Raw genomic sequence first — 26,611 nt, 5'->3', positions numbered from 1 at the left:
ACAATGAAGGGGAAGTTATCTTCGGTGTTGCGGCTGGACCTCGAATTCTGAACAGCTAAACTACGGCTGTTTTTGAGCAGATCGGGCGCTCTGTTGCGGCTGGACCTCGAATTCTGAACAGCTAAACTGGCGGTCTCAAGCACTTCGTGCATGACCCGGTTGCGGCTGGACCTCGAATTCTGAACAGCTAAACTGCCGTGCCAATACCAAACCCAACCAAGCTGGTTGCGGCTGGACCTCGAATTCTGAACAGCTAAACTTATACCACCGAAAGTAAGATCAGTACGGCCGTTGCGGCTGGACCTCGAATTCTGAACAGCTAAACTAAGATCATTGTTGGGCCGTCGAAATCCCTTGTTGCGGCTGGACCTCGAATTCTGAACAGCTAAACTTACCTCGACACGGAATACTCGGATGGCACGTTGCGGCTGGACCTCGAATTCTGAACAGCTAAACTGTTCGAGGTTCACATTCAGGTTCACCACGCGTTGCGGCTGGACCTCGAATTCTGAACAGCTAAACTGGACGGTGTTTTAACGAAGTGTGAACTTGCGTTGCGGCTGGACCTCGAATTCTGAACAGCTAAACTGACGGGGTTTTTACGAAGTGTGAACTCGCGTTGCGGCTGGACCTCGAATTCTGAACAGCTAAACTGTAGTCCGAGTAGACCACCACTTCGGTCGTGTTGCGGCTGGACCTCGAATTCTGAACAGCTAAACTTCACGAAAATCTCGAAGGGCCGACGACGCCGTTGCGGCTGGACCTCGAATTCTGAACAGCTAAACTCGATCCTCTTCCAAACCTCTGAAACAACAGAGGTTTTGGTAGAGGACGGGTGAGGCAATCTGAACAATTTTCATCAAAACAGCACCAGTTGCTCCGGATTCTTCCGGGCCGCTCTTCGACCCTGATCCGAGAAATGCACAATATCACGATATTGCCGGTCGGTGAAGTTGAGGATCTGAATGTCCCCCTTGTCGGGCAGATGCCGCTCGATCCGGGTTACGCGGGTGTGGAAGGCTTCCTTACCATTAACGAACCGCGCATAGACCGAAAACTGGCTACGCTCGAACCCCTCGTCCAGCAGGAAATTCCGGAAATCCGTAGCGGCCTTGCGTTGCGGCTTGGTGTCGGTGGGCAGGTCGAACATCACGAGTATCCACATGATCCGGTATCCAGAAAGAAAGGCGGGGGCGGCGGTCATGACCCCAGCCCCGCAAGGTTGAGCGCATCGGGTGGCGCCGGCAGAGCGAGGCTCAGGGTTCCGAGCTCGAAACTCTGCCCCAGAGAAACGGCGAGTTTGCCGAGCGCGACGGAAACCGGTGTCAAACCATCCCCCAGAGGCAAATCGAGTGCGATGAGCCGGGCCAGGGTCTGTTTCGCCTCGGTATCCACTTGCGCTCCATTGCGGGCAGAGAGGCCGCGAACGCAGCAATCGACAAGCGGGCGGAAGGGTTCCATCAGGTCGTCGGCCAGGGCAAAAGCATTGCCCCGGTTGGAATGGTGCAATCCGATAGTGGGGTGCAGCCCGGCAGCAACGACGGCACGCGCGGTGGCGGCGCGCAGGACGGTATAGCCGTAGTTCAGGAGCGCATTGAGGTCAGGTGCTGTCCGATCCCGCCGGAAATCCTCGCCCATCATCCGGGGCCAGTAGTAGCGGGCGGCCTGGGCTTCGACATTGGTGCTGTCGCCGCTGGTAACCTTGCGCTTGAGCATGGCGACGGGGGCGTGGACTTCCCCCATGGCCTCCAACACGGCGGCCTGCATGGTGATCTTGGAGATCACAACCTGCTTCCAGGCTTGTTTCATGAGCGGAGTCTTGGCCTGCCACTGGGCACGGAGACGGGCACCCTGAGCGTGGTGCCCTTCAAGGGGCAGGAGAACGGAGCGCGGTGCGTGGTTGGATCCACAAAGAACAACGGGGGCCCCGCGATCCGCCAGTTCCGTCAGCAGCGAAGTGGACCATGTGGTACCATGAGCATGGACGATTACCCCGGCGATCTGGTCCAGCGGAATACGGCCAATTTCCTCGGTGCCCTCGCTGACTTTCAGGAACCCCCGTTCGCGCGACAGATGCCGCCCGTCCGTGGCGATATCCACGATCTGGTCCATACCTTACCCTCCAAGCCCTTGGAAGGATGGCATCTTTTTTCGATTCGCGCGAATCCGGTTCAGTGGGGTGGTGGACCGCCGTCCCGAAGCCGACCAATTTCGTCGACCGAGACACGGCGGACACCGGCCTCGACTGCGGGACGTGCCGCTATCTGAATCCACTTGAACGGGTCGGATTTGTCGCTATTTCGAGCATCTGCGTTTGCTTCGTTATGGGGAACGATGAACAGTCCATTTTTAATGTGCATTTGCTGGACATGACCAACAATCGTTCGCCCGTCCCGTTCCAGCGCCACCATGTCGCCCTTGTGGACGCGCAAAAGGCGTTTTGCTGCCGGGTGAGGTCGCTTATGGACGTCAAGCGTATGAGCCTCGTAAGTCGTAATCACCTGAGGTTCGATCTTGCCGTCGGGAAGCCGCCAAATCTCGAAACAATGGTTGCTGCCGCCCTGATAGGCTTTGATCGGATCAACGGCGGGCACCGGTATCCGCGCCTGTTCCTGCAAGGGCTTGATGATCCGCACGCGGCGGATGCCTTGATAGGGGCCGGGCTTGGTCGCGAAATCGCGCAATGCCATATCATAGTCTTTCCCGGTTTTGTCGGCGGTCGCCACACGCAACGCCTTGCGTAATTGCGGGTCGCGGATTTGGCCGCTACGGCCGGGTTCGTCCAGCAACTGTGCAGGCTTGACGCTCAACAAATCGGTCCGGCTCGCAACATGCGTGTCATCGACGATGGAATAGGCGGTTTCCTGATACAACTGTCCCGCGGTGCTGTCTTTACCCTGTTTACGGCTGTCCCGGTCGATGCGGCCGTGATCGGCGCGGTGGCTGACGATCATCTTGTCGAGCTGAACGCGCAAATCGTCGCGGAACCCGTCCCAAGGCGGCGGCGTGTCACGGGCGATGAGTTCGGCGGACTGGCCCGCCTCTTCACCCTGACCAGCCGCGCGGCTGATCCGGTTAAGCAAGCTGCGGTCGGTCGCGGCCACCACGGCGGCGTCAATGGCGTGATGCCGGTGGTCGGTGCGGTTTTTGGCCTTGACCGCCCTGCGCCCGGCATCGCTGAGCAGCGAGTTCAGGCCCCAGTGTCGGCGTAGCATCTCGGTCAGGCGTCCGGGGACAACCCAGACATGGCCACCCTCGGTAAAGAGCGTGTCCAGATAGGTGCGGGAAATCCGGGCGAGATACTGGGTATCGACCAGCGCCCGGTCGAGAAAGTCGTTTTCGCCCTCGAACCGCTCCATCGCATCGGGAGCAAAGCGCCAGCGTTTGTTGTCCGGCAGGTTCTTCAGGTTGGCCTCGATAGCGTCCCAGTCCAGAACGCCCTTCCGAGCGGCCTCATGAGGTGTGTCGTTGCGCTTGTTCCGGTTGGCTTCCTTGAGGCAGAGCGTCCGGTTCGCAAAGCTGTCGTCCAGCGTGCGTGAATAGGGCAGGATATGATCCACATCGCAGGAGCCATCGAAGATCATCGCGGCGCTGATGCGCTTGCCCGTATAGGGGCAGAACCGCCGCATCGCATCATCGGGGTTCAGATCCTCCCAAAGCCGCAGGAGCATTCGATTACGGCCATTGTCTTCCAGCCCCAGCCCCACTAGCTTCTCACTCCGCTTCTTCGCCGCATCCGTCGCCTCGCGGATATTCCGCATCGCGTCCTTTTTCTGCTGCTCGGATTGCTTCAACTCCCGCGCCAGTTCCACGACGATCTGGTCGGGCTTGCCATAGATCTCGACGATCTTGTTCACCAACCGCCGAAGCTGGTTCAACCCGATATGCACGGTGGGGTTGGTGATGCGGCCATAGCGCATCACCTCATCGTCGTTTTCATCATAGGTGCCGGGGATGACGTGCCGGTCCAGCACCTCGCCGTAATAGGGCAAATGATCAAGGCATTCGCCCGTGCGCTGGTCCGAATGGTGCCAGCCACAGGCCGCGACGGCGTCCGCGTAAGTGGCGACTTCCGCCTCCAGCTTTTCCAGTATGCGGGTGGTAACGGTCAGCCCCAGCCGTCCGTAGCCTTCGGGCAAGGGGGCGTTGGCGGTCGCCATGGCGTGGTCGCGGTCGAGTGCATGGGTTTGCGTCAGCCACTCCACCAGCGCGGCATGTTCCGCCTCGCTCTGGACCTTGCGGATGCGCGCGATCACCTCCCATTGCGCATCGCCGTCCAGCGTGGACCAACGCGGGCCGAACCTGTCGGGGTGCGAGAGAGACGCCCGGACCGGATCGCAGGCGATGGCATCCCGAACGCCGGTTTCCAGCGTGAACCGCTCGCCGTCGCGCAGTTTCAGCACTTTCGCCAGAGCGGGCAGCTTCATGGCCATGGATTTCAACGACGCTGTAGGCTTCTTGTTATCCAGCGCATGAATGATCTGGTCACGCTCCTCCAGAGTCAGCGGTCGGGTCTCCCGCCCATCCGCCGTCACGCGCAACTGGTTCACGGTTTCGTAGAGCACGCGGCGCTGGGTCAACGGGTGAGCTTTGGGCAGGCGCTCCTCGGCAGTGAACAAACACAGCCCAATTTTCGGTTCTTTCAGAGGACGCTGATAGAAAATCTTCTCGAAAACCAGATCGCGCAGATCGTCGGTCAGGTCCGGGTGGACCCCGGCCTGCGCGGCCCAGAGCTTATGAAACTCCTCCTCCAGGTGTCGCCGGTCCGGGTAGAAATCGTAGCCGGCTTCTTCCTTGCCGTCCGGCCCGTCCCGATTGGCGACCGACAGGCGAGTGCGCACCGAGGGCACTTGGCGCGGGTCGGTCGCACGCTCACGACGCATGTGCAGGAATTCGCCATAGGTACGGGCGCCGCTGGCCATGATCGCCTGATCGAGCCGGGCGGTGGCATCCTTGATCTTGCCGCTCTCGTTGTCGCCGCGATCCGTCTTGCGGTTGGACTTGAACCCACGCCGCTGGTTAAGGTGAAACAGCGCGCGGCCCAGATGGGTCAGTGGCAGGGCCTCATCCAACCCTTTCGTGCGAAGTTCGTAGGGGTCGAGGGCAGTCAGCTTTCGCGCCTCCTCCGGGTCCGCAGGCATCAACCCCGCATTGGCCAGAACCTTCATCAGCGCAGCGCGGCGGCGCAGATACCGGTCGCGGCGGCGGCGCATGGCGCGGGCGGCCCGGCGATCAACCGCCAGCGAGGCCCCGGATTTCGGATCGCGCCCATCCGCGAAGATGCGCACACCACCGGATATTACCCCGATGATACGGGCATTCGCCTCGTTTCCGTCGGTTTCATAAAGCCACCAGCCGATTGAATTGGTGCCGATATCCAGACCTAAGCGCATTTTGTCCCCCTACGTGCAATTCCGGCAAGTCTCTTAAACGAAAGAAGTGATTGCAACTTGAAAGTGTGGCGACGCCGTGCAACACTCGGATTGTTCAGAATTCGCGGTCGAGCCGTTAACAAGCTCGAAGAAGCACCACATTGAAGCGCGTCCTACGGGGCGCGTTTCCTGTTTGGTCTCGAAAAAGTGGGATCCGACTTCGTTGGTTCAAACGCTCAGGGGTTTGACCTGACCTGCCCCGGAGAATCTTCGCGGACAGCAAACAGTAGGATCGAACGGATGCGCTGCAATGCGCTTATTCATCGAATGACATGCGGCATTGCGGCGAGTTTGGCCAAGTAGGAATCTAATGTAGGCCAATAGCTGCAGCTGGATAAACTCATCTGAAGCCATAGCACCTCTACAAGGATTGGGCCCCTTCAGGCTGTTGGGAAGCGTCTCTGCCGCCCTAGCGCCCCAACTGAAGTCGGTTTGACCGTCGATTTCGCCGTTGAGGATCAAAACCTGCCTGTCGCTTTCTACCGGTTCCAGCCAGCTGTCTCTGGGGACCGGGTCGAACACCTCATCGCAGACGGCGAAGAGGGCGGGCGGGGGAGTCACCGTTTGAGCAAGAAAGGCTTCGCTGAACGGTAGAGCTGCGTTTTCCGCGTTGAAGCCTTCGGTCGAATTGTGGTCCCCGACGAAATCCTCTTGGCAGGCATAGAGCATGACTTCGAATGAACCCTCGACCGCACTTTCCAAAGCCTGGTTGTCGACACCGACAAATTCGAAAACCCGTGCCACGTCATCGGCGCTCATCGCTTCGATCAGGGCCAGCAACCGGCCGGCCTCAGGTCCAGAAAAGTTATCGTCGATCAGCGATGCCAGCTTTAGAGGGTCAGGTTCTTCAAACCGCAGATTCAGGTAATCGCGACCAGCCTCTAACCGCTCTTCCCGCGTGACCAGACCCGATACTGCCTCTCCCAGAAGGTCATCGAAGAGTTCGGCGACACCAAGATCCGCCGCCGCGGTTGCAAGATCGCTCTCTAGCTGGATGATCGAGGTCTGCACATGCTGCTGCTGCAGATCGATGACTTTTGCGGCGGTTGCGACGCCTTGAATGGGGCAAGTTCGTTCCCGCCGACCCCGCGCGCCTGAGCCTGCACCACAACCGAGTCAGGTGTTGCGACCGGCGGGATTTGGCCGGACATCATCTGAGACGCAAGGGTCACATCGCTCTCTTCCAATTGGGTCACCATCAACGGCAGATAGGTGGAAATCTTGTTTGACGCATTCGACCGACGTCCGTTTCGCCCGTCGATATAATCGAAGAGGTCCGTGATGTCGGGATAGGCTTCGCTACAGACCGGATCGCGTTCGCACGGCGCGAAGGTATTCAAAATTGCGCTGGCAGGGGGCGTTATCAGCGTGTTGTAGGTCGGCACATGTGGGGGGGCGACGCCATCGAGGATGAAGGATCGCACGCCCGGCACCTCTTGGCGCATCATCTCCAGCGTCAGCTTCGTGCCGTAGGAAACACCATAAATGTTGTATTCGGGATAATCCATGGCCTGCATCAGGACGCCGACATCAAGGGCGTTCTGTGTCGTTTTATATTTGGTGATGTCGATGCCGCGATCCGAAAGCTCCTCGAGGCATTCTCTGGCGAAGGTCACAGGCAAATCCGGCACCTTCACCCGCGAAGGTTCAAACGGACGCGTCGAGGTTTTCGGCAAGTGTGCCGAAGCAGTCCACTTCCGGCGCGCTCGCGTCTACGCCGCGCTGGTCGAACGTAATGATGTCCCGGCGCTGTCGAAGGAGGTCGAAGAAATCAGTCACTAGATAAACAGTCCGAACCGTGCCGCCACCGGGTCCTCCGTGGAGGTAAACAACCGGGTCCGGCGGAGGAGAAAGGGAATGAGCCTTGTAGACGATCCAGTTCAGTGTGATTTGCCTGCCGTCCGGCGCGTCATGGTCTTCGGGGACTTCGAGCGTACCGCAGATCACCGTTTCACCTTCGATCTCGAAAGGCGCAATCGGTCGAACGCACGGTGCGATCTCCATCTCATAGGCAGGATTTTCAAGCGCAGTCTGGATCGTCTCGAACGTGGAGCCGTCTGGCTCACCGCCGAGCAAAGACGCGACAAGCGCAATGATCTCTTCAGCTGTCATGGTAAGTTTCATCCTTTGGTACATAGTTTGGGCCGACCGTCTGGTGGTTCGACATCGTCCGGACAGCCGATTGGCCGTGTGGATATGATTGCCATTGCCAACTTGTTGGTGCGTTTGTTTTCGGATAGCCGCGCAGCATGAAGACTCCGCCGAACACGCCCCGCCTGAAAGGCCTCCGTTTTCCGCGTGAGATTATTGCCTATGCTGTTTGGGCCCACCATCGGTTCTCTTTGAGTAAGGCGGATGTCGAGGATCTTTTGGCTGAGCGCGGTGTGACGGTCAGCCGTGAGACGGTCCGCAAGTGGGTGAACCGGTTTGGCCAACATTTCGCGGGCTGTATCAAACGTGACCGGCCCGGCGCTTCTTTCTGCGGCTGGTTGACCGTTTCGGTGACCCGCGCGTCGTCATCACAGACAAATCGCGCAGCTATATCAAACCGATCAAGTCGCTTGCGCCGGATGCAGATCACAGGGCGCACGGGGGTCTGAACAACCTGATCGAAGGCTCACATCGCCCCACCCGAAAACGAGAGAAAATCATGGGGTGGTTCAAATCGCCCCGGCAGGCGCAGAGGTTTCTTGCCCATCACGACCAGATCAATGTCATCTTCCGCCCTCACCGCTATCGCCTCTCCGCCAAATCCTACCGCCATGCCCGTATCGATGCCTTCGATCTCTGGAATGATTATCCTCTCGAGATGACTGCCTGACCGGCATGCAGCTGACCGAATTCGAACCTGTATTAATAAGTTGGCAAGGCATGGCCGAGAATTGCTCCGCCGTTTACAAGTGTATCGCATTGGAAACATACACAAGCAACTGAGTTTGAAAGAACGTCGCAAGATCAAGACCAGACGTTCTTTGCACCTGCACCCCCCCTTTCGGAGCTATAATCCATGTCGCCAAATCGGTCACCGACGTTCGTTGCGAAACGGAAAGCTGACTTCTGGAGCGTTCAGGCTTTGGTACGCGGACTTGGAATGTTTGATAAAGGTGGGTGGAGTGCGCACTCGCAGCGTTTTGGCGACCGCGAAACAGCCACACTCCTTTCCTCCTATGCTCCGATATCACATCGGCCCGCCCTGACCAGATTACTTTTTCCGGGCAGTGATAATGATCTCGACCTTGTAGTCAGGCGTGGCCAGAGCAGCGCCACCGCAGGCGCGTGCAGGCGCATGACCGGGGGCAACCCAGCTGTCCCAAACGGCATTCATTTCAGCAAAACCTTCCATGTCTGAAAGCCAGATGATCGCCTGAAGAACGTGTTCTTTGTCCGAACCGGCCTCTGCCAGCAAGCTATCAACCTGTTCCAGGATGAGTGTGGTTTGTTCAGTCACGCTGCTACCCGGCGAAGCCACCTGGCCAGCGAGATAAATCACCTCGCCGCAAGTCACGATCTGGCTCATCCGGTCGGAGCTTTTCATACGTTTGATCTCGGTCATATCAAGTCCTTTCAATGGGTTGGTTAGAAGCCAAAGCACATGACAAACGCCACGGCAATCGCAAGAAGGAAGAGGGTTTCGACGACAAGGATAAGGCCATAGCTGGGCTTGACGCGCAGGATGGTGGCAAGGCTGGTTTTCACCCCAAGGGCGGAAATCGCAATCACCAGGCACCAGCCGGACAGGGTGGCGATGGCACTGATGATCACCTGCGGCACCAGCCCGGTATTTGTCAAAATCGCCAGCGCGACAAACATGACAAGGAACCACGGCAGGGTGATCTTCTGGGATTGTGCGCCGCGAAAGCTCGCCATGACCACAATCATCACCACCGGCAACAAGGCCACGCGCACCATCTTGACGAAGGTCGCAATCACCCCCGCCTCGTCACTGATCGAATATCCTGCGCCAACAACCTGGGCCACATCGTGAATGGTTGCCCCGATCAGAAATCCGCTTTCCAGATCGCTCATTCCGAGCGCCTGAAACAGGACAGGATAGGCAATCATCGCGATGGTCGACAGGGCAGTGACGCCGATCACGACAAACAGCGTGTCCTGTTCACGGTCATCTTTCGCAGGCAGAACCGAGGTGATGGCAAGGGCGGCCGAGGCGCCACAGATTGCCACCGACCCGCCCGCCAACAGGCCAAAGGCCAGCTTGCGGCCAAAGAGAAAAGACAGGACCGCCCCGCAGGCCAGTGTCGCCATAACAAAGCCGACAACGGCGCCCACCGCGCCCAGCCCGACACTTTCCACATCCCCAATGCTCAGGCGTAGGCCCAACAGGCCGACCCCAAATCGCAACAGCGTTTTGGCGGAAAACTCCAACCCCGGTGTGAATTTCTGATCGTCATAAAGAAAGTGAAACGCCATGCCGATCAACAATGCAAAAAGCATCGCAGGCGCACCGTAATGTTCGGATAGAAAGGTCGCAGCGGCGGCGATGACGCACACCAAAAGAATGCCACCAAAGTGGGTGTCCCAGCGGGACCTGATCAGCGACACCATGGTTCGCTCCTGACTGCGGAAATGTGAAATTGGCGCGCGCAATCTGTGCCAGATCACGCGCACCTGATACTGTCTGGCGTCAGCCGACCCAGCGTTTGCTGTGATCAAAAGCACCGTCATAGCCAAAGAGCGCGGCCGAACCGCCGGTGTGCAGGAAGACGACACGTTCACCTTTTTTGAAGTGACCCTTGCGGATCAGATCAATGAAACCCGCGGCCCCTTTGGCGGAATAGACCGGATCGAGCAGGATCGATTCCAGCTCGGCAAACATCTGGATCGCCTCGATGCCGCTGTCGGTCGGGATGCCATAACCTTCGCCGACGTAATCGGTGTTGGCCACCACATCTTCGCGCTGCACGACACCCGCACAGCCCAGCTTCTCGGCGGTGGCACAGGCCAGGTTATAGACGTTTTCTTCCTGTTTCGGTTTGGGCGCCCGCACACCGATCCCCAGAAGAGGGATCTGCGCGTTCATCGCTTTCAGACCCACGATCAGACCCGCCTGCGTGCCGGCGCTGCCGGTGGCGTGCACGATGTGGTCGAGCTTCAGGCCGCGATCATTGGCCTGCGCCAGCATCTCAAACGCGCAGTTCACATAGCCCAGCGCACCGGTCGGGTTCGACCCGCCCCCGGGGATGGTGTACACTTTTTTGCCATCTGCGCGCAGCTTGTCGGCGACCGCTTCCATCTCGGCATTCATGTCCAGACCACCGGGGCGCTTTTCGGTGGTGGCGCCATGCAGATGGTCCAGAAGAACGTTGCCGTTGTAATTGTAGTTGTGGTTGTCGGATCCGGTGCGATCTTCCAAAAGGATGTGGCACTCCATGCCCAGTTTCGCCGCAAAAGCAGCCGTTTGGCGCGCGTGGTTCGATTGGGTTGCGCCCTGGGTCATCACCATCTCTGCGCCCTGCAACTCGGCCTCGGCCATCAGGAATTCCAGCTTGCGGGTCTTGTTTCCGCCGGTGGACAGGCCGGTGCAATCGTCACGTTTGATCCAGATTTCCGGGCCGCCGAGCTCTGCGGTCAGACGGTCCAGTCGCTCAAGCGGGGTGGGCAGGTGGGCGATGAAGCGGCGGGGGTAACGGGCGAGATGCATCGAAAAACTCCTAAGTTGGTTTTCTCGCATCTTATGGTGGTCAATCCCGCTAATCTAATTCGAAATATGCACTCCAACATGCACATCTTGCATAATATGGGCGTGTCGCTATGGTGACCTCATGCAGTTGGATTGGATTGATGACATCTTGGCGGTGATCGACACGGGGTCCCTGACACGGGCGGCAGAGCGGCGGTTTCTGACCCAATCGGCGTTCACGCGGCGGGTGCGGCTGATCGAAGAGCGGATCGGTGTGCCCCTGTTTGACCGGTCCTGCAAGCCGGTCACCATCCTGCCCGGCGTGCAGGCCATGGAACCTGAATTGCGAGAGCTTGGCGCGCGGCTGCGTCGCCTGCAACACGACCTGAAAGCGGCTGCAGATGGCGCAAAGCGGGATGTGACTTTTGTCTGCCAGCACGCCATCACCACCACAATCTCGCCATGGGTGGTGCGGCAACTGACCCAATCGCAGGACATTTCCGTGCGGGTACGATCCGGAAACCGGGACAATTGCCTGATGCTGCTTTTGTCCGGCGAGGCCGATTTCGCAATGACATATGAACACCCTGAGGCCCCCGGCCCTGCGGTGCCGCAGGCATTTGAAATGCGGCGGCTGGGCGGCGATACATTGGTGCCGGTGGCGTCCCCTGAACTTGCGTTCCACGCCGAAAACCCTGAGATCCCGTTCATCTCATATCCCCCTGATGTTTTCCTGGGGCGCCTGCTTAGCCAGAGCATTTTGCCTTTGTTACCTCAAGGGGTAATGTTGTCCCCAAAGGCGGAAACCGCACTGACCCTTGCCGCCTGTGAATACGCGCTGGATGGCATAGGGGTGGCATGGCTGCCGCTGACCCTGGTCAAACGGCATTTAACCGATGGGCGGCTGCGGCGGTTACATGACCTGCCGCATCAGGATCTGGGCATCATGCTGATCCGCCTCTCTGATCAACAGGGCGAGGGAAACACGCAAATCTGGTCTGATCTGACAAATATTCCTGAGCCCTCTGTGGGGCTATAGCGCATTCCAGACCTGCTCGCCGGTTTTGTCCAGACGCTCAAGCGAGCAGAACAAGGACAGGGTCAGCGTGGCCTGCCAGTTTTCCCCGCCAACCTGCGTCACCTGACCCGCGGCCAGCTCCTCTGACACCACGCTTTCGGGCAGCCAGGCAACCCCGCTGCCCGACAACATGCGCCGTTTGATCGCCTCGGTCAGCGCATCCATGTATCGCAGCTCAAGAGGGGGCGAGCGGGTGCCCATGATTTGATCAACCACGGATCCGAGGAAACTGCTGGGGTCATAGCCAAGATACGGGATCTGCAGCCGCCCGGGATGGTCCAGATCCCACCCGCCTTCGCGGGCAGCGTTGGTTTGGGCCACCGGGATCATCTGTTCCGTGCCGATATCCTTGCGCGCAAAATGCCGTTCTTCAAAAACCGGCTGCACGTCCTTGTGCCGGTAATAGAGCAGAAAATCACAGGTCCCGTCCGACAGGAGCTGGCAACAGGTGCTGAGATTGTCCGAGTAAATCCGCACGCGCAGGTTTGGAATGCGATCTTCAAATTCAGCAATACGGTGCGACAAGTAGTTGACCGAGATTGTGTGCAGGACGGCAAAGCGTTGAAAGGCAGTGCGGCCCTGTTCTTGCGCGCGCAGGGTCTGGCGAATGTCCGTCAGATTGGCAATTGCCTCTTGCGCGACCGGCAGAAATTGCTGCCCGGCTTCGGACAATTGCACCGGATAGCTGGAGCGTTTGATCAACGGCACCCCCAGCCAGTTTTCCAGCGATTTGATCCGGCGACTGAACGCAGATTGGGTGATGTTGCGTTCCTCTGCGGCACGGGTAAAATTCAAGACGCGCGCCAGACAAATGAAGTCCTGAAGCCAGTTTACGTCCAATTTTCGCCCTCCGAATCAAATATAACTTACTGGAAACGAATGGTTATGCAATAACTGCATAGTTTAATGACGCATTTGAGTTGGCATTGATCGCGCCCTTTCGCCTAGCGTTTGAGACAGGTCGACCCAGACCGAACACATGTGTCACAGGGATGGGGGCCAAGGGCATGGCGGTGAGGAGATCCGCCAGATAAACCCGCTTAATGGGAGGAATATATGAACTTTTCTATCAAATCGACGACGGCCATGGCTGTTGCTTTGGCGGCGGGTCTGTCAGCTGGCGTCGCCTCTGCTGAGACCACGCTGCGTCTGAGCACCTATGTTAACGAATCCGATATTCGCTATGAAGGCTTCACGCATTTCGCAGATCTCGTGGCAGAAAAAACCGGCGGTTCGGTCAAGGTTGAAGTGTTCCCGTCGGGCACGCTTCACGGCTGGTCCGAAGGGGTTGATTCCGTACAGGGTGGCGTGTCGGACATCAGCTGGATCAATGCCGACAACCGTCTGCCCTGCTATGCGGTCACGTCGCTTTACCCGGCTGAGGTCAGCCTGGAAGACCAAACCGGTCTGGATGCCGCATATGCGGAGCTGATCAAGAACGAAGCCGCCAATGCCGGACTGGTGCCGCTGTTCAATTCAAACTATTCCTACGATCAGGAATGGTGGTTCGAAGAACCGATTGAAGACATTGGCAAGTTGGATGGCAAGCTGGTGCGCTCGATCGGGCCGCTGGTTAGCATGATGATCGAAAGCTGGGGCGGAGAGCCGGTGTTTGTGGCCCCGAAAGAGGTGTTCCAATCGGCGGAACGCGGTGTGGTTGACGGCATCAATATGGGCGTTGCGACCTACAGCTCGTGGAAGCTCTGGACCGTCATGCCCTATATGGTCAACGCCAACCTGTTCTATGGCAACATTCAGTACATGATGAACAAATCCAAGTTCGATGCACTGACCGCCGACGAACAGGCGGCCCTGACGGCCGCGGCCGCCGAGACCGAAGCCTGGTTACAGCCGCGCTATGAAGCCTGGGTGGATCAGCAGGTCGGCAATGCCGTGATGCAAGGTGGCGGTGCTGCCGTGTCCATTTCGGATGAACAGCGTGCAAGCCTGATTGCCAGCGTGAAACCCCAATGGGACGAAACGGTGAACGAGGCCTGCGGCATGGAAATGGCCGACAGCGTTCGCGCCCTTCTTGAAAGCCATGCTCCCTGACCCGTGGCTTTCATCGGTGGCCCTTGCGTTCCAGGGCCACCGACCCTTCTTTCAAAAATCTGAGGTCTGTCATGGATGACGGAATTGATCACCTGATCCGCCGTATCGAACGCGCGGTTGTATGGCTTGCTGGCGCCGGTGCGGTTGTGGTGCTGATCCAGATGCTCTGGATTTCTTATGGTGTGTTTGTACGCTATGGGCTTGGCAAGCCTGACCGCATGGTCACAGAAGCCACCGCCCTTTTGCTGTTTCCCGTGGCCTTTGCCGGGCTGGCCTATGCCCTGCGCGAAGACGCATTTCCCAAAGTGACGATGATCACGGACCAGCTGCGCCCAAGCCTGCGCCGCCTGTTTGACATCATCAATCACATCCTGATGTTGGCGGTCGGCAGCTTTTTTGCCTATGCGGGTGTCAGCGCGACGATCCGGTCGTTCAACTCCGGTGTCGCATCAGAAATTCTGCACTGGCCCCGTTACCTGTTCTGGGCCCCCGGCGCGCTGGCGCTGGTTCTATTCTCATTCTACGCCGCCTTGCGTCTGATCCGCCTGATCCGCAACCCGGCCCCGTCAGGAGAACTCTAATGGAGTGGTATGTTGTTGGCCTTGGCCTGCTTGGCCTGTTGATGTTGTTCATTTCAATTGGACTGCCGATCCCCTTTGCCCTTGCCGCCGCGTCCCTGCCTTTTCTTTGGCAGATCCAGGGGTGGGAGACGTCCATTGTCTCGTCCGAGCTCAAGCTGTGGGGGGTCTGGATCGACTATATCCTGCTGGCAGTGCCGCTGTTCGTGTTTCTGGGCGAGCTGATCGGCAAGTCGAATATCGGCCCAAACCTTTATCAGTTCCTGCACCAGGGTGTGCGAATCAAAGGGTCTGCCGCCTATGGGTCGATCGGGGCAAGTGCCGGGTTTGGTGCGGTTTGTGGATCGTCGATGGTGGGCGCGCTGACCATTGGGGGCGTTGCCCTGCCGGAGATGCTGCGCCTTGGCTATGGCAAACGCCTGTCCAGCGGTGTTCTGGCCGCCGGGGGGACGCTTTCCGTGCTGATCCCGCCCAGCCTGATCCTGCTTTTCTACGGCATTGTAACCGATCAGAGCATCGGCGATCTGTTTATCGCAGGTGTCATCCCGGGCCTGATCCTTGTCTCCAGCTTTGTGGTTGTGGTGCTGGTCTGGGGTATTTTGAAGCCGCAGGATATTCCCAGCAGCGAAGACGCCACAAAAATGCCGATGATGATGATCATCAGCACCGTGGGCCCCGTGGTTCTGATTGGTCTTGTGATCACCGTCGCCATCTATGCCGGCATCGCCACACCAACTGAGGCCGCCGCCGTGGCCGCATTGCTGACGGTTATTCTGGCCTTCTGGGTCGGCGGGCTGACCTGGAAAGGGTTCAAAGATTCCATTTTTGCCACCATGCGCACGATGGGATATCTGGGCCTGCTGTTGTCCGCCGGTGTGCTGTTTGGCTTTGTGCTGACCTATTACCGCGTACCGCAACAATTCACCGAACTGTTCTTGTCGTTTGAACTGTCACCCTACACGGTGCTGGCCATTGTTCTGGTATTCTACATCATCCTCGGCATGTTCCTAGAACCGGTTTCGATGACCTTCATCACCCTGCCGACGATCTATCCGCTGATGAATGCGGCGGGCTTTGACCTGATCTGGTTTGGCGTTGTTTATACCATCACAATGGAGATTGCGGTGCTCACGCCCCCTGTCGGTCTGAACCTCTACGTCATACAGGCGATCGGCCGGGAACAGGTCACCATTGGTGATGTCATCATGGGCTGCCTGCCCTTCATCGCCGCCATGATCCTGCTGATCACCATCCTGATTGTAGCCCCTGATGTGGCCCTGTGGCTGCCGGAGCAGATGCGCTGATGTCGGTCCTGCCTTATCTTCGCGCCGGGTCCGGTCCGGTCATGGTGCTGGTGCACGGCTATCTTGGCGGTGCAGACCAGTGGGAAAGCGAAATCAAAGCCTTTGGCACAGGCTTTGATGTCATCGCCCCCAACCTTCCCGGTTTTGGCGATGCCGGTCATCTGGAAGGGTGTGAAACCATCAACGGCATGGCGTTGTCGGTGCTGGAGTTGATGGATCATCTGGACGTGACCGAATTCACGTTGATGGGCCATTCCATGGGCGGGATGATCGCCCAGGAAATGGCCGCCCTTCGCCCGGATGCAGTACAAAAACTGGTGCTTTACGGAACCGGCCCGCTGGGCCTGATGCCGGACCGGTTTGAACCGATCACCGTCTCGCGCGAGCGGCTGCAAAGCGACGGGGTCGCCAAGACCATCGCACGGATCGGGGCCACGTGGTTCAAGGCTGAAAAGGCAGCACCTGGCTATCCGCTGTTGACAAAAATCGGCGCTCAGGCCAACGCTCAGGCCGCCATGGCCGCTCTTGAGGCGATGGCCAATTGGGACGGTCGCAACGCCTTGGATAAGCTGACCATGCCCACCTTGGTGATCTGGGGCGATTCAGATAAATCATATCGCTGGCCGCAGGTGGAAAGTCTTTGGACAAACATTCCCGATGTGCAACTTTCCGTCGTACCCGGAACCGCTCATGCAGTTCATCTGGAAAAACCTGCGTTGTTCCATTCTATCATAGAAGATTTTCTGAGGGTCTAGCTGGTTTTTTGCATGAGGTTCCTTGAGGCGGTTCGGCTCAGTTAGATTCAACAAATTTGCGGCATCGGGAAAAGCGCCGCAAGGAGCTCATTGACCCTATCGCGCTCTAAACCGATCAAGCGATCCGTCTGAACAGTCGTGTTGTCGTTACCCTTATCTATGTTCGCCAATACGCCCTTTCTTCGATGCTGCGGTACATTCTTTACTATGCTGCAGCTGCTGATACGAGCCGGTCGGAGCCAGTCTTGGGGGCGCTGAGATCAGGATGCCAAACTCCTATCAAGCGCATGAAAGCAATAAGATAATATTCGGTTTACCTGGCGAAAATCATGCGGCAAGCACATAATGTCCGACGTTATAGTTCATTTTGTCCGACATTAACGATAGATATTGAACGCAATATGATCCGGAGCCATCGCAAGTGGCAACAAACTTTCAGCACGAGACGCAGAGTGAAGGCATTGGAAGTTCGCTGAAGGCATTACCCTTCGGGGGCACCAGCCGCGATGTCTTAGATGCACTTTCCATGATGATCGAAGCCGAAGGCCTGAAGGTAGGCGACCGCCTGCCCCCCGAGGTTGAGATTGCGCGGCGGCTTGGGATTGGACGGGCCAAGGTTCGCGAAGCCCTGACCAGCTGGCAAAATATGGGCATCGTTGTTCGCAATAAAAAGCAGGAACACGTCTGGCGGCTGAGGTTTCGACCAATGCAATCCACCTGCCTCTGACGTTGAAGCTGGAAGCCTGCTGCGGACCCACGCCGTGCGCCGCCCTCTGGAAGTTGAAGCGGTGCGGCAAGCGGCACTGAATTGCTCTGAGGCACAAGGGCGTTTGTGAGGTGCCCCTAGTTTCCTAGACACCTGCCTGTTCCAGTTTCTGCTGTCTGGTCTCGAAGTCAACGGGCGACAGCATGCCGTTGTTCGTGTGTTTGCGCTTCGGGTTGTAGAACATCTCGATGTATTCGAACACGTCTCGCCGCGCGTCGTCTCGGGTCGGATATGTCCGCCGTCTGATCCGCTCCCGCTTCAGCAGCTGGAAGAAGCTTTCTGCTACGGCATTGTCGTGGCAGTTCCCGCGCCGGCTCATGCTGGGTTCCAGGTTGTGCTGGCGAAGGAACGTCTGCCACTCCCGGCTGGTGAACTGAGAACCCTGATCGGAATGCACTGTGACCCTGTCGGTTGGCTTGCGCCGCCAGACGACCATCAGCAAGGCTTGCAGGGCGAGGTCCGTAGTCATGCGGGATTGTGCGACGCCTTTTCTCGCGTCCACTTTGCTTGAAAGGATAAGCGGAGAACTTCGAATGTAGCATCGTCCGTCTTTGATCGAGCTGTGAGAACGGCACCATCCGCTTTCTTCATCTCGCGCGCATGATGGACCGGATTGATACCACTCTTCAGAAGCTTGCGCGCTTCCATGTGTTTTTCACGGGCTTGAGCCAGGCTGACCTCTGGATAAACACCGTAGCTTGCTGTCTTCTGCTTGCCGTCGTGCCTGTAGTTCCAGTTGGCTGTCTTCGTTCCGTTCGTCTTCACTTTCAAGAAGAGTCCGTGGCCGTCTGAAAACCGCTGCACGACGGGCCCAGGTTTAGCGTTCCTCACTTTTGCATCTGATAGCTTCATAATCTGTCCTTTCGTTATCGAGAGCTAAAGCAGAGCGTGATGGTATTATCATGCTCTACACATCCGATCTGTGCCGCGATTGTCGATCACGCCAGACCTTCAACTTGCAAACATGCGGATAACCTCGGTGGAGCGCGCGCGAACGCATACCCACCTCGCTGGCGTCGTCATCGAATGCCTGGACTGGTCTGATCTCATCCGGCGCTACGATGAGCAGGACACGCTCTTCTATCTCGATCCGCCCTACCGGGGCTGCGAGGTCGATGTCAGCTATACGATCTCGAAGAAGGCCGATGCGCGGGGCAAACGCGGCGAGTTGCTGATCTCGAACTTCGATATTTGATGGAAGTCAAAGGTTCGGAGCGGGCTTCGACCCGCTCCCAGCCGTTAGTCATTCAGATTTTGAGTCTCAAAGCTGTTCTTAAACAGTCCCAAAGGTAGCGGCGCGCCACACACAGTATGGTTGCTATGGAGGATACAAGTGGTGCCCGGGGGCGGAATCGAACCACCGACACGAGGATTTTCAATTAGCCTTGTCGTCCGCGCGGCCTGTCTCAAGGGCGCCCAACCCGTAATGTACGCGATTGAAAACTTTGACCTTTGCGCATGGCAGATCGTCCCAGCCCATTTCACACCGAAGCATTCAAGCACACCGCACTTGCTACCCCAGCGATACCCCAATGAAGCTGGCCAGGCGAGCGCTCTCCGACAATAGCTGGCGTTGACTTCATGTTGTCATGGTTGTTTGGTCTGGCACTACATTGATGGAGAAGATTGTAAGTTTTCGCCGTTTGTCGAAACACTTTGAAATCATACAAAACAACTATTTCGAGGCACATATGCGAGCAAGATCTGGAGCGGGAGCATCGGTTTCATCTGGTGCGAATTTTCAAGCGCGCGTTGGTGCGTATTTGATTGCGAGTAGGCTTTGCACCACTCCCTCCGCAATCTTGGGCGATGAAACCTTCCAATACTTGAGCTTTGAGACAACAGAAGCTGTTGATGACATCAATGCCGTCTTCTCCGACGGGTCAGCTGTTTACATACAAGCGAAGGCGACAATTTCGTACTCGATAAATGCTGGCGGCGAACTGCGCAGTGTATTGGAGCAGTTTTGCAACCAAGAAACCCAAGCTGGCGCCAAACTTCTTCTCGTTACTAGTAGTCGCGCTTCAAAAAAGGTCATCAATGATCTCAGGGCCGCATTGAACGCCTTCCACACGGCTTCCAATGTGGCTTTTTTTCGAGATCAGCCCAAGGCACTAAGGGAAATCATTACCCAAGTAAGATCAGCAATTCGCGACATCAGCGCAGACAGTGGGAAAGCCTACTCCGAAGAAGCAGCCGACGAACTAATACGGAAAATGTCAGTGGTAGTTCTGGACATAGAGATGTCTGATCCTTTGGAACATGCAGTTATCCTGAATTTGAACGCCAAAGGATGTATCGCAGCGGAAGCTGTGTGGGGGAAGATTATCTCTGACTGTGTCGGCCACTCAAAGAACCGGCGAACGCTATCTTCGGAAAACCTTGTCGAACAATACGAAAAGTACCTTTCTTCACCCGAAGAAACCAAAGAAGAGATATTTCATAGTTTCTTTAAGATAGAAAAAAGAGGCGATGGGCTTAGAGCCGGTCGTGACGTGTTTTTGTGTGATCTACCTGCGGCGCGCGGACCGCTCCCCAAAGGTCTAGCCGTAGTTGAGACTTACAGGTTTGATGAAGATTGCAACGAGCGTCTTCGTTTTTCTGATCAAGTAGTAACATTCGGAGATGGATCTGAAGCGAAACTACTACTTCGTTCAGCTACATACGATGGGCTTTTGCGAATGTTGGAGAAACGGCCCAACTTGATTGGTGACCGTGAAGTTCATTTCTGCCCAATAAACTCTGACGAAGATTTCGAAGAAGGACCTTGCGCAAAAATTCACGCACAGCGGCTAGAACAAGCGTTTGAAAACAACCCGACCCCCCTGAAATGCGTAATCTGCGGAAAGGCGGTTTCAACTAATAACACACAGATAGTAGAACTTGAGCCGATGGAAGAACCAACGGTTGGAACTTGCCATGACGCGTGCCTTGAACCTTCCAGCAGAGTTTTGGGACTCATTCAGAATGAGTTCTTCTCTTCTCATGACGAGCTGGTGAACTTTGACGTCGAGGCTTGGTATCGGGCAATTGACGGTGGGCAGATGGTTTTTCATAACGCTGACACCTTGGCAGGTGGGAACAAACCCGTCATCGCTTGGAGCGGAGGTAAGCTTGAAGGACCTCCCGGTGACTACGTTGTGGAAATATCTCTGGTGGGCGGTGGTCGTGAAATCGTCACAAAACGAAATGGAGTTCATAGATTTGATCTAGACGGTGCGAAAGCGTTTTGCGCTCAACTTGGTCAGATGTTTGAAGATGCCCGCACGCAGGGGGATCCATTTTGTTACACAGATCAATCAAAAGGTTTTGGGCCTAGGTCGAAGTTGCTTGAATTGTTTGGAGCGAAAGAGACGATCATCCCGGTTGAAAATGCTCGGCACAGAAGGTTCGACACTAGGTTTTCAGCAAGGTACTCGCGGCCCGGTCAATGGTATGCACCTCTGTTTTACCTTAGAAGCTTAGATACCGGTGAGGTGTTTTCAGTAGAGAATACAATCTTCCTACTTTCTGACCCTATGAATCTTGCAGCCCATCTAGGGAACTGGGAGGATATTGGGCTGGTCGCTGAGGATTACGAGCTACCGATCCTCGCTACCGATACCGAGTTCGACAATTTCATGAATTGGTGTGCGGGAAATGACACCGCCGTCGTCGTGAACCCTTTGTTTGATCCATCTACAGGGGATCTTGTTTCTGGATATCCAGTACAGCCAATCGACGAGATCGCCCCGCAGTAGATTAATGTCGCCGTCTTCGATCAATGTTCTGATTGCTCTGCATAGCACGTGGCCGCTTGAGAACTGTTAGATGCATCAACGACAAAACGGCTATTAACAGTAGTCATCCATGCAGTCTTCATAACTGTCCCCGGTCAGTTCGCAAAACGTCTTTAGCGCTCCTTGCAGCGAGAAATACTGATGCTCGCTTCGGTGGTAGAAAAACTCGCCACGAACCGAAATCTGAGCGACAGCCCAATCTTTGATCGCATTGGGGCCGGGATTGTGGGTCAAGACGATCAAGGCATCTTCGACAAGAGACCGCTGTACTACCAAGCTTTGATAGATGTCGTTTCGCGCGAAAACTTTACCAAAAACCAGGTTCTCGGCATAGCGCTCCAGCGCATCGTCGGTCACTTCCATTGGGCATTCGGGAAACTCCGTTGGGACCCGCCAGCGAACTTGGATGACTGATGAAGTGAGAGACTCGTACTCTTCTGGGTCGGGCTCGAAATCTGCACGTTCTGCGGTGCCGTATAGCCACTCACCAATTGCACCTCCGCTGGGAACCGAACCGCTTTGTGCCCATGCTTCGAAGCGTGACTTTGTCTTGGCGGCCTCGTCTTTCGATACGGTTCGCATCCACGATACGTCTGGATATGAAGCTTCACTTTGGATCTTTGACGGATCAGCTAGGAAAGCCTCGATTGAACCGTAGACCAGTTCAATGCGTCGCGCGGTGATCTCATTCAACAGGGCGTTTTCTAATCTCGTCAGCCATCGCAAGTTCTCTGGTCGATTGTTCGCTCGGTTGGTGTCGATGTGGTCCACCACATGCTGATGTGTGGGCGGCTCGCCGTGAAATGCAGAGCAAACAATGCGGTGAACAGGGACACCCGACAGATACTGATAACCGGTTGTCTGGTTTTGGCGTCCGAAAGTCCAAGTTTTGTCCAGTGGGCGGGCGCGCTTTCGATATTCATTGAAGCGGTAAACCGCGCCGTTATCGCGAACGAGGTACCGCTCACCTCGATATTCAACTTCGATTTCGTTTTCGTAGACTTCAAGCAGGTGATTTTGATCGCCCACTGGCAAATTCGATTGGTCCAAAGATGGCATCACACTCTCCAGTGCAAAATTGCCTCGGCCTTCCCCAGACTACTCGATCTGGTGCCGGTTGTTGTTGGCAGACATGAAACACGGCGTCAGGCGCTACCTTGTGCTCTGAAACGCAACCGAAGAATGTCGTGCATATAGACACGAAGTCAACCAACGCTTGAAGTCGTCCAAAAGCACAAAGCTCACCAGACCGCTAGTGCAGAGCGTGCCATCTCGCCTCAACGCATCTAGGATTGTCCCTGACGTGGCTCGTCCGCCCATCTTATCCTGGGCTTATGAAACGCAAACTCACCACCAAGTTCATCGAAGGGCAAAAGCCTGATCCGTCCAAGCGCCTCGATTTTCGGGACGAGTTGATGGCGGGTCTTGTCCTGCGCATCAGCACCTCGGGCACCAAGACGTTCTGCCTGCATAAGCGCATCAACGGCAAAATGCGGCGACTGACCATCGGGCGGTTCCCCGTCCTGTCGCTGGCCGAGACGCGCGAACGAGTGCGGCAGGTGCTCTACGAAATCGAGACGGGCCGGTTCGAGGATCGCACGGGCATTGAGGTCGAAACCAAGCCCACGCTGGGCGACGTGATCCCTGATTACATCGAGAAGCACGCCAAGGTTCACAACCGCGACTGGAAACGCAAGGAAGCCCTGCTGGCGAAATTCACCATCTTGCATGGCAAACAGATCGACGAGATCAAGCGCGCTGATGTCGTGCAAGCCTGCGACGTGATCGGCAAATCCGCGCCGGTCAGCGCGAACCGTGCGCTGGCCCACCTCAAGCATCTCATGAGCTGGTGTGTTGAAAGCGGGATTATGGATGCCTCCCCCATTTCCGGGATGAAACCACGGGCCAAGGAACAGCCGCGCGAGCGCGTACTGACCGACGATGAGCTGGGCGCGCTGTGGGCGGTCTGCGGCGACGAAGGCTATCCTTTCGGGGATTGCATGAAGCTCTTGATACTCAGCGGCCAGAGACGCGCCGAGGTCGCTGAAATGCGCTGGTCGGAACTCGACCTCGAAAAACGACTTTGGACCCTGCCTTCGCAGCGCGCCAAAAACGGCAAGCAGCATACGGTGCCGATCACTGACGCGATGCTTGAGGTTCTGCGCAAGACGCCGAGGTTCTTCAATTCGGACTACGTGTTCACCACCACCGGCAAGTCGCCCGCGTCGGGCTTCGGTCGCGTGAAGGAACGGCTCGACAAGGCATTGCCCGACGGCACGGAGCCGTGGATCATTCACGACCTGCGCCGCACGATGTCCACCAACATGGCGATGCTGGGCGTTCCCCAACCCGTCACCGAAGCACTGCTCAACCACAAAACGGGTGTGGTCTCAGGCGTGGCCGCTATCTACAATGTCTATTCATATGCGGACGAAAAACGCGAGGCATTGGGCAAGTGGAACCAGCATTTGGGATCAATGCTCGCCAAGAGGGAGGAAGCGTCTTGTCAGGGAACGACCACGATGACGCAGCCTCGCAAACGAGAACACGCCTCGTAGATATCCTGCTGCCGAGGATCATCGCAGCACACGCGCCAAGCAAACCCGGCGAAACCAATGACGAACGGCTCAAGCAGGCCAACGCCGCCTTGTTTGGAGATAATCCCGGCCTAGGACGCGCCACAATGGACGATGACAAGGCGCTGTTTTTGATCGCGCAGGCCCAGCTATCGGGCCATTGGCCATCCCTCATGCACGACCTTCAGGCGGCCGCATCGCGTTTGAAAGGCGAAGCTTTCGATAGGGAAGCGCCTGATACACCGAAAGTTAAAAGCCAGCGGGCCGCTATCATGGAAGTCATTGAGAATGCCGATTTGGGCGAAGGGGCCAAGCACTCCTATGAAGCCGCCTATCGGAGAATTAAGAGAAAGCTCGACAACCAGACTTTATCACTCGGAGACCTTCTTGAAATCGAACAAATCGAGGAAGGAATGCACGAGGGTCTACAGATCATTGAACAGATAATTGAATTACTCGGAAGACTCGGCGTCGAGATGGGACAAAATAGGCCGAGATAAATACGAAGCGTAGTGGCAATAATTGCAATAAATGGAAGGCCTCTGTGACGAAGGAGGCCGACATGAACCAAGATGCAAACAGACCGATCACCCAACACGACGCGCCGAACAAGAGGCTGGTCACGCGCGCTGACCTGAAGCGCATGGGCATCACACTGAGCAACACAACGTTATTGAGACTCGAGGCGCGGGGACGTTTTCCACGCCGGTTGAGAATTGGCGGTACGACCGTTGCGTGGCTCATGTCCGAGATCGAGGACTGGCTTGCAGAGCGTGCCGAAGAACGCGCCCGCACACATTACGCCGACTACTGATCACCTAGACAAGGAGAACTGAGATGCGGAAAGCATTTCGCTTCGAGGGTGACATGTTGTCGTCCTCGGTTGTCAAAGCCGCGCTCGCTTGGGCGCGGAAAGGCGGCAAAATTGTCGTCCTGCATGGCATTGACGATGACGGCCAATGCACGTGCGGCAGGGCCGATTGCAAAAGCTCGGGCAAGCACCCTGTCGCGGAGTTGTTTCCAAAGGGGCAGCATAGCGCCACAAGTAGCGCGGCCAAAATCCGCCGCGCGTTCAAGAAGTACTCTCGGGCAAACTTCGGCGTGATCCTTTCACCGGGGCTGGTTGTGCTCGATGTTGACGGCCCGAAGGGGGCCGAAACCTTCAAGAAGCTGAACCTGCCGCCCACCCTGTCAGTCCGCACCGGTCGCGGGACACACTACTATTTCCGCGCCACGGTGGCGCTGCCCAAGAAGAAGGCGCATCTTCCCGGCATCGATATCAAGGACAACGCCAGCGGGTACCTTGTCGGAGCACCCAGCATGCACAAATGCGGTCGTCGGTATCGAGTTCGGCGCGGGAAAACCCCTGTTGCGACGTTACCCGCTGACTTCGTTCAGTCCTTGGCCGTCACCGGGACACGCACCGCCCGGTTCGACGCGGGTGCCGCATTCAAGGCTGGGGGCCGGAACAACGAACTGACCAAGATCGCGGGTTCACTCAGGTTTCGCGGTCTGACCGAGACCGCCATTGCCGGCGCGTTGCAGGCGATCAATGCGGCGGCTTGTAGCCCGCCACTCGACGTTGATGAAGTGGAAGGGATCGCATCAAGTGTTGCCCGATACGACGCTGGACACGAAAATGCCTTCGGCTGGCTCGGCGAAGTCGAGGAATCTGAGCCGCAATTCCTTGCCTATCCTTACATCGTCAAGGGCGCGATCACTGTTCTTGATGGTAATATGGGTCAAGGGAAATCCACATTTACATGTGCCGTCGCGGCAGCGGTCACGACCGGCGAACCGCCACCCTTCGTCGATGAAATCGAACAAGGAACGGTGTTGTTCATGTCAGCTGAGGACGACCCTTCTAGGGTTCTGAAACCCAGGTTAATGAAGGCCGGAGCAGACGTGTCGAAGGTACGATATCAGGATGAGCTGTTCACACTTGATGAGCGCGGTCTTGCACTTGTCCGGCGCGAACTGACGGCCAACACCCCGGCCCTAGTCATCATAGATCCGATCATTGCGTTCATGCAGGAAGGTGCCAACGGGAACAACGCCGCCGAGACCATGCATTTTATGATGGAGCTGGATCAATTGGCGCGAGACTTCGACACCGCGATCTTGATTGTGCGGCATTTGCGCAAGGCGCGGGCGGACCACGTAATGCACCAAGGAATTGGGTCGATTGCGATATCCGCTCGGGTGCGTTCTGGGCTGATCCTTGCGCCGCATCCTGATGATTCACGCAGACGCGCCATCGTCCATGCGAAGTCGAACTATTCCGAAACTGGCCCGGCGATTGTCTTCGAAATGCAAAGCGAGGGGCCTCGCACGCACCCCAAAATAGTTTGGCACCCGTGCGACAAAGAGCTGACTGCCGCTGAGTTGCTGGCACCGCCAGAGGCGGAGCGTGGACGGCCCTCAAAGGAGAGGGACACGGCAACAGCGTGGTTGGAAAGTGTTCTGCGCAAAGGGCCTGTCAGGAAGAAGGTGCTGGATGGAATGGCCGACGCAAATGGGATCACCATGGCAACACTTCGCCGTGCCGGAGACACGCTCGGTATCGTTAAGTCGAAAGACGGTAAAGCGTCGGTTTGGGCGCTGCCCTAATCAATGCACCAAGTTCACTTGCTCACAATTCGCACATGTGTGG

23 protein-coding genes, 3 pseudogenes and 1 CRISPR repeat array are annotated in these 26,611 nt (G+C 56.8%); of the genes and pseudogenes, 13 read left to right on the top strand and 13 right to left on the bottom strand.

Features of this window, described 5'->3' with window-relative positions:
* Positions 1-26 precede the first annotated feature (26 nt).
* A CRISPR array of direct repeats spans positions 27-786; the repeat unit is 36 nt; unit sequence GTTGCGGCTGGACCTCGAATTCTGAACAGCTAAACT.
* A 73-nt stretch (positions 787-859) separates the two neighbouring features.
* From cas2 to J3R80_RS05555, 6 genes are all read right to left on the bottom strand, one after another.
* Positions 860-1,204 (bottom strand): CRISPR-associated endonuclease Cas2, encoded by a 345-nt coding sequence (gene cas2 / locus J3R80_RS05580; protein WP_275392762.1) that lies wholly within the window; start codon positions 1,202-1,204, stop codon positions 860-862.
* Positions 1,201-2,112 (bottom strand): type II CRISPR-associated endonuclease Cas1, encoded by a 912-nt coding sequence (gene cas1 / locus J3R80_RS05575; protein WP_275392761.1) that lies wholly within the window; start codon positions 2,110-2,112, stop codon positions 1,201-1,203. The genes cas2 and cas1 overlap by 4 nt, the downstream gene beginning before the upstream one ends.
* 59 nt (positions 2,113-2,171) lie before the next feature.
* A complete protein-coding gene (cas9, locus tag J3R80_RS05570) occupies positions 2,172-5,393 on the bottom strand; it encodes a type II CRISPR RNA-guided endonuclease Cas9 (protein WP_275392760.1) in 3,222 nt (1,073 codons plus the stop codon).
* 207 nt (positions 5,394-5,600) lie between these two features.
* Complete coding sequence (locus tag J3R80_RS05565; protein WP_275392759.1) at positions 5,601-6,443, bottom strand: hypothetical protein; 843 nt, start codon at positions 6,441-6,443, stop codon at positions 5,601-5,603.
* Positions 6,419-7,048, bottom strand: coding sequence for a hypothetical protein (locus J3R80_RS05560; protein WP_275392758.1), 630 nt, complete (start codon positions 7,046-7,048; stop codon positions 6,419-6,421). Before J3R80_RS05560 ends, J3R80_RS05565 begins: the two co-directional genes overlap by 25 nt.
* 31 nt (positions 7,049-7,079) lie before the next feature.
* Complete coding sequence (locus J3R80_RS05555) at positions 7,080-7,544, bottom strand: hypothetical protein (protein ID WP_275392757.1); 465 nt, start codon at positions 7,542-7,544, stop codon at positions 7,080-7,082.
* A gap of 137 nt (positions 7,545-7,681) precedes the next feature.
* Here J3R80_RS05555 and J3R80_RS05550 point away from each other — a divergent pair.
* Positions 7,682-8,253 (top strand): annotated as a pseudogene (locus J3R80_RS05550) (DDE-type integrase/transposase/recombinase).
* 381 nt (positions 8,254-8,634) lie between these two features.
* On the opposite strand, the gene J3R80_RS05545 reads toward J3R80_RS05550, so the two are convergent.
* From J3R80_RS05545 to J3R80_RS05535, 3 genes are all read right to left on the bottom strand, one after another.
* A complete protein-coding gene (locus tag J3R80_RS05545) occupies positions 8,635-8,985 on the bottom strand; it encodes a RidA family protein (protein WP_275392756.1) in 351 nt (116 codons plus the stop codon).
* Positions 8,986-9,008: 23 nt separating this feature from the next.
* Positions 9,009-9,995, bottom strand: coding sequence for a putative sulfate exporter family transporter (locus J3R80_RS05540; protein ID WP_275392755.1), 987 nt, complete (start codon positions 9,993-9,995; stop codon positions 9,009-9,011).
* A gap of 79 nt (positions 9,996-10,074) precedes the next feature.
* Positions 10,075-11,091, bottom strand: a complete 1,017-nt coding sequence (locus J3R80_RS05535) for a D-cysteine desulfhydrase (protein ID WP_275392754.1) — start codon at positions 11,089-11,091, stop codon at positions 10,075-10,077.
* Between the two features lie 121 nt (positions 11,092-11,212).
* Here J3R80_RS05535 and J3R80_RS05530 point away from each other — a divergent pair, with 121 nt between their 5' ends.
* Entirely contained in the window at positions 11,213-12,109 is an 897-nt protein-coding gene (locus tag J3R80_RS05530) for a LysR family transcriptional regulator (protein WP_275392753.1), read from the top strand.
* Here the strand turns inward: J3R80_RS05530 and J3R80_RS05525 are convergent.
* Positions 12,104-12,988, bottom strand: a complete 885-nt coding sequence (locus J3R80_RS05525; RefSeq protein WP_275392752.1) for a LysR family transcriptional regulator — start codon at positions 12,986-12,988, stop codon at positions 12,104-12,106. The two genes, J3R80_RS05530 and J3R80_RS05525, sit on opposite strands and share 6 nt — an antisense overlap.
* Positions 12,989-13,204: 216 nt before the next feature.
* Between J3R80_RS05525 and dctP the strand changes: the two genes are divergently transcribed.
* The 5 genes from dctP to J3R80_RS05500 all read left to right on the top strand — a co-directional run bounded on the left by dctP (position 13,205) and on the right by J3R80_RS05500 (position 17,564).
* Positions 13,205-14,200, top strand: a complete 996-nt coding sequence (dctP, locus tag J3R80_RS05520; protein ID WP_275392751.1) for a TRAP transporter substrate-binding protein DctP — start codon at positions 13,205-13,207, stop codon at positions 14,198-14,200.
* Positions 14,201-14,271: 71 nt separating this feature from the next.
* On the top strand, positions 14,272-14,781 hold the full coding sequence (locus J3R80_RS05515) for a TRAP transporter small permease (RefSeq protein ID WP_275392750.1): 510 nt from the start codon (positions 14,272-14,274) through the stop codon (positions 14,779-14,781).
* Positions 14,781-16,082 (top strand): TRAP transporter large permease, encoded by a 1,302-nt coding sequence (locus J3R80_RS05510; protein ID WP_275392749.1) that lies wholly within the window; start codon positions 14,781-14,783, stop codon positions 16,080-16,082. Before J3R80_RS05515 ends, J3R80_RS05510 begins: the two co-directional genes overlap by 1 nt.
* On the top strand, positions 16,058-16,837 hold the full coding sequence (locus tag J3R80_RS05505) for an alpha/beta hydrolase (RefSeq protein WP_275392748.1): 780 nt from the start codon (positions 16,058-16,060) through the stop codon (positions 16,835-16,837). Before J3R80_RS05510 ends, J3R80_RS05505 begins: the two co-directional genes overlap by 25 nt.
* 526 nt (positions 16,838-17,363) lie before the next feature.
* Positions 17,364-17,564, top strand: coding sequence for a GntR family transcriptional regulator (locus J3R80_RS05500; RefSeq protein ID WP_275392747.1), 201 nt, complete (start codon positions 17,364-17,366; stop codon positions 17,562-17,564).
* A 124-nt stretch (positions 17,565-17,688) separates the two neighbouring features.
* Here J3R80_RS05500 and J3R80_RS05495 read toward each other — a convergent pair.
* Both J3R80_RS05495 and J3R80_RS05490 read right to left on the bottom strand, forming a co-directional pair.
* Positions 17,689-18,081, bottom strand: a pseudogene (locus J3R80_RS05495) (IS3 family transposase); the annotation flags it as partial.
* Positions 18,069-18,455 carry an Arm DNA-binding domain-containing protein gene (locus tag J3R80_RS05490; RefSeq protein ID WP_275392746.1) on the bottom strand — a complete coding sequence of 129 codons (387 nt, stop codon included), beginning with the start codon at positions 18,453-18,455 and terminating at the stop codon, positions 18,069-18,071. The gene J3R80_RS05490 and the pseudogene J3R80_RS05495, both read right to left, overlap by 13 nt.
* 154 nt (positions 18,456-18,609) lie before the next feature.
* On the opposite strand from J3R80_RS05490, the pseudogene J3R80_RS05485 reads away from it, so the two are divergent.
* Together J3R80_RS05485 and J3R80_RS05480 are read left to right on the top strand one after the other, a co-directional pair.
* Positions 18,610-18,798 (top strand): annotated as a pseudogene (locus J3R80_RS05485) (DNA adenine methylase); the annotation flags it as partial.
* Between the two features lie 421 nt (positions 18,799-19,219).
* Positions 19,220-21,343 (top strand): hypothetical protein, encoded by a 2,124-nt coding sequence (locus J3R80_RS05480; protein ID WP_275392745.1) that lies wholly within the window; start codon positions 19,220-19,222, stop codon positions 21,341-21,343.
* A 93-nt stretch (positions 21,344-21,436) separates the two neighbouring features.
* Here J3R80_RS05480 and J3R80_RS05475 read toward each other — a convergent pair whose 3' ends face one another.
* Positions 21,437-22,441, bottom strand: coding sequence for an HNH endonuclease signature motif containing protein (locus J3R80_RS05475; RefSeq protein ID WP_275392744.1), 1,005 nt, complete (start codon positions 22,439-22,441; stop codon positions 21,437-21,439).
* A gap of 275 nt (positions 22,442-22,716) precedes the next feature.
* Between J3R80_RS05475 and J3R80_RS05470 the strand changes: the two genes are divergently transcribed.
* The 4 genes from J3R80_RS05470 (at position 22,717) to J3R80_RS05455 (ending at position 26,568) form a co-directional block, all read left to right on the top strand.
* Positions 22,717-23,940: a site-specific integrase gene (locus tag J3R80_RS05470; RefSeq protein ID WP_275392743.1), complete on the top strand. Its 1,224-nt coding sequence runs from the start codon at positions 22,717-22,719 to the stop codon at positions 23,938-23,940.
* Positions 23,886-24,458, top strand: a complete 573-nt coding sequence (locus J3R80_RS05465; protein ID WP_275392742.1) for a hypothetical protein — start codon at positions 23,886-23,888, stop codon at positions 24,456-24,458. The genes J3R80_RS05470 and J3R80_RS05465 overlap by 55 nt, the downstream gene beginning before the upstream one ends.
* A gap of 62 nt (positions 24,459-24,520) precedes the next feature.
* The gene (locus J3R80_RS05460) at positions 24,521-24,772 is read left to right on the top strand and encodes an AlpA family phage regulatory protein (RefSeq protein ID WP_275392741.1); all 252 of its coding nucleotides are present in this window, start codon (positions 24,521-24,523) and stop codon (positions 24,770-24,772) included.
* Between the two features lie 23 nt (positions 24,773-24,795).
* On the top strand, positions 24,796-26,568 hold the full coding sequence (locus J3R80_RS05455) for a bifunctional DNA primase/polymerase (RefSeq protein WP_275392740.1): 1,773 nt from the start codon (positions 24,796-24,798) through the stop codon (positions 26,566-26,568).
* The last annotated feature ends 43 nt before the right edge of the window (positions 26,569-26,611 follow it).

The sequence above is a fragment of the Aliiroseovarius sp. Z3 genome (assembly GCF_029105185.1).
Taxonomy (GTDB): domain Bacteria; phylum Pseudomonadota; class Alphaproteobacteria; order Rhodobacterales; family Rhodobacteraceae; genus Aliiroseovarius.
The sequence above is the reverse complement of the archived record's forward strand: the minus strand, read 5'-3'. Positions and strand labels throughout refer to the sequence as shown.

Coding starts and splice junctions, on each gene's coding strand:
- dctP (WP_275392751.1), top strand. CDS start 13,205: ATGAACTTTTCTATCAAATCGACGACGGCCATGGCTGTTGCTTTGGCG.
- cas1 (WP_275392761.1), bottom strand. CDS start 2,112: ATGGACCAGATCGTGGATATCGCCACGGACGGGCGGCATCTGTCGCGC.
- cas2 (WP_275392762.1), bottom strand. CDS start 1,204: ATGACCGCCGCCCCCGCCTTTCTTTCTGGATACCGGATCATGTGGATA.
- J3R80_RS05490 (WP_275392746.1), bottom strand. CDS start 18,455: ATGAAGCTATCAGATGCAAAAGTGAGGAACGCTAAACCTGGGCCCGTC.
- J3R80_RS05530 (WP_275392753.1), top strand. CDS start 11,213: ATGCAGTTGGATTGGATTGATGACATCTTGGCGGTGATCGACACGGGG.
- J3R80_RS05510 (WP_275392749.1), top strand. CDS start 14,781: ATGGAGTGGTATGTTGTTGGCCTTGGCCTGCTTGGCCTGTTGATGTTG.
- J3R80_RS05475 (WP_275392744.1), bottom strand. CDS start 22,441: ATGCCATCTTTGGACCAATCGAATTTGCCAGTGGGCGATCAAAATCAC.
- J3R80_RS05470 (WP_275392743.1), top strand. CDS start 22,717: ATGAAACGCAAACTCACCACCAAGTTCATCGAAGGGCAAAAGCCTGAT.
- J3R80_RS05535 (WP_275392754.1), bottom strand. CDS start 11,091: ATGCATCTCGCCCGTTACCCCCGCCGCTTCATCGCCCACCTGCCCACC.
- J3R80_RS05555 (WP_275392757.1), bottom strand. CDS start 7,544: ATGACAGCTGAAGAGATCATTGCGCTTGTCGCGTCTTTGCTCGGCGGT.
- J3R80_RS05500 (WP_275392747.1), top strand. CDS start 17,364: ATGATGATCGAAGCCGAAGGCCTGAAGGTAGGCGACCGCCTGCCCCCC.
- J3R80_RS05515 (WP_275392750.1), top strand. CDS start 14,272: ATGGATGACGGAATTGATCACCTGATCCGCCGTATCGAACGCGCGGTT.
- cas9 (WP_275392760.1), bottom strand. CDS start 5,393: ATGCGCTTAGGTCTGGATATCGGCACCAATTCAATCGGCTGGTGGCTT.
- J3R80_RS05455 (WP_275392740.1), top strand. CDS start 24,796: ATGCGGAAAGCATTTCGCTTCGAGGGTGACATGTTGTCGTCCTCGGTT.
- J3R80_RS05460 (WP_275392741.1), top strand. CDS start 24,521: ATGAACCAAGATGCAAACAGACCGATCACCCAACACGACGCGCCGAAC.
- J3R80_RS05545 (WP_275392756.1), bottom strand. CDS start 8,985: ATGACCGAGATCAAACGTATGAAAAGCTCCGACCGGATGAGCCAGATC.
- J3R80_RS05540 (WP_275392755.1), bottom strand. CDS start 9,995: ATGGTGTCGCTGATCAGGTCCCGCTGGGACACCCACTTTGGTGGCATT.
- J3R80_RS05480 (WP_275392745.1), top strand. CDS start 19,220: ATGGAGAAGATTGTAAGTTTTCGCCGTTTGTCGAAACACTTTGAAATC.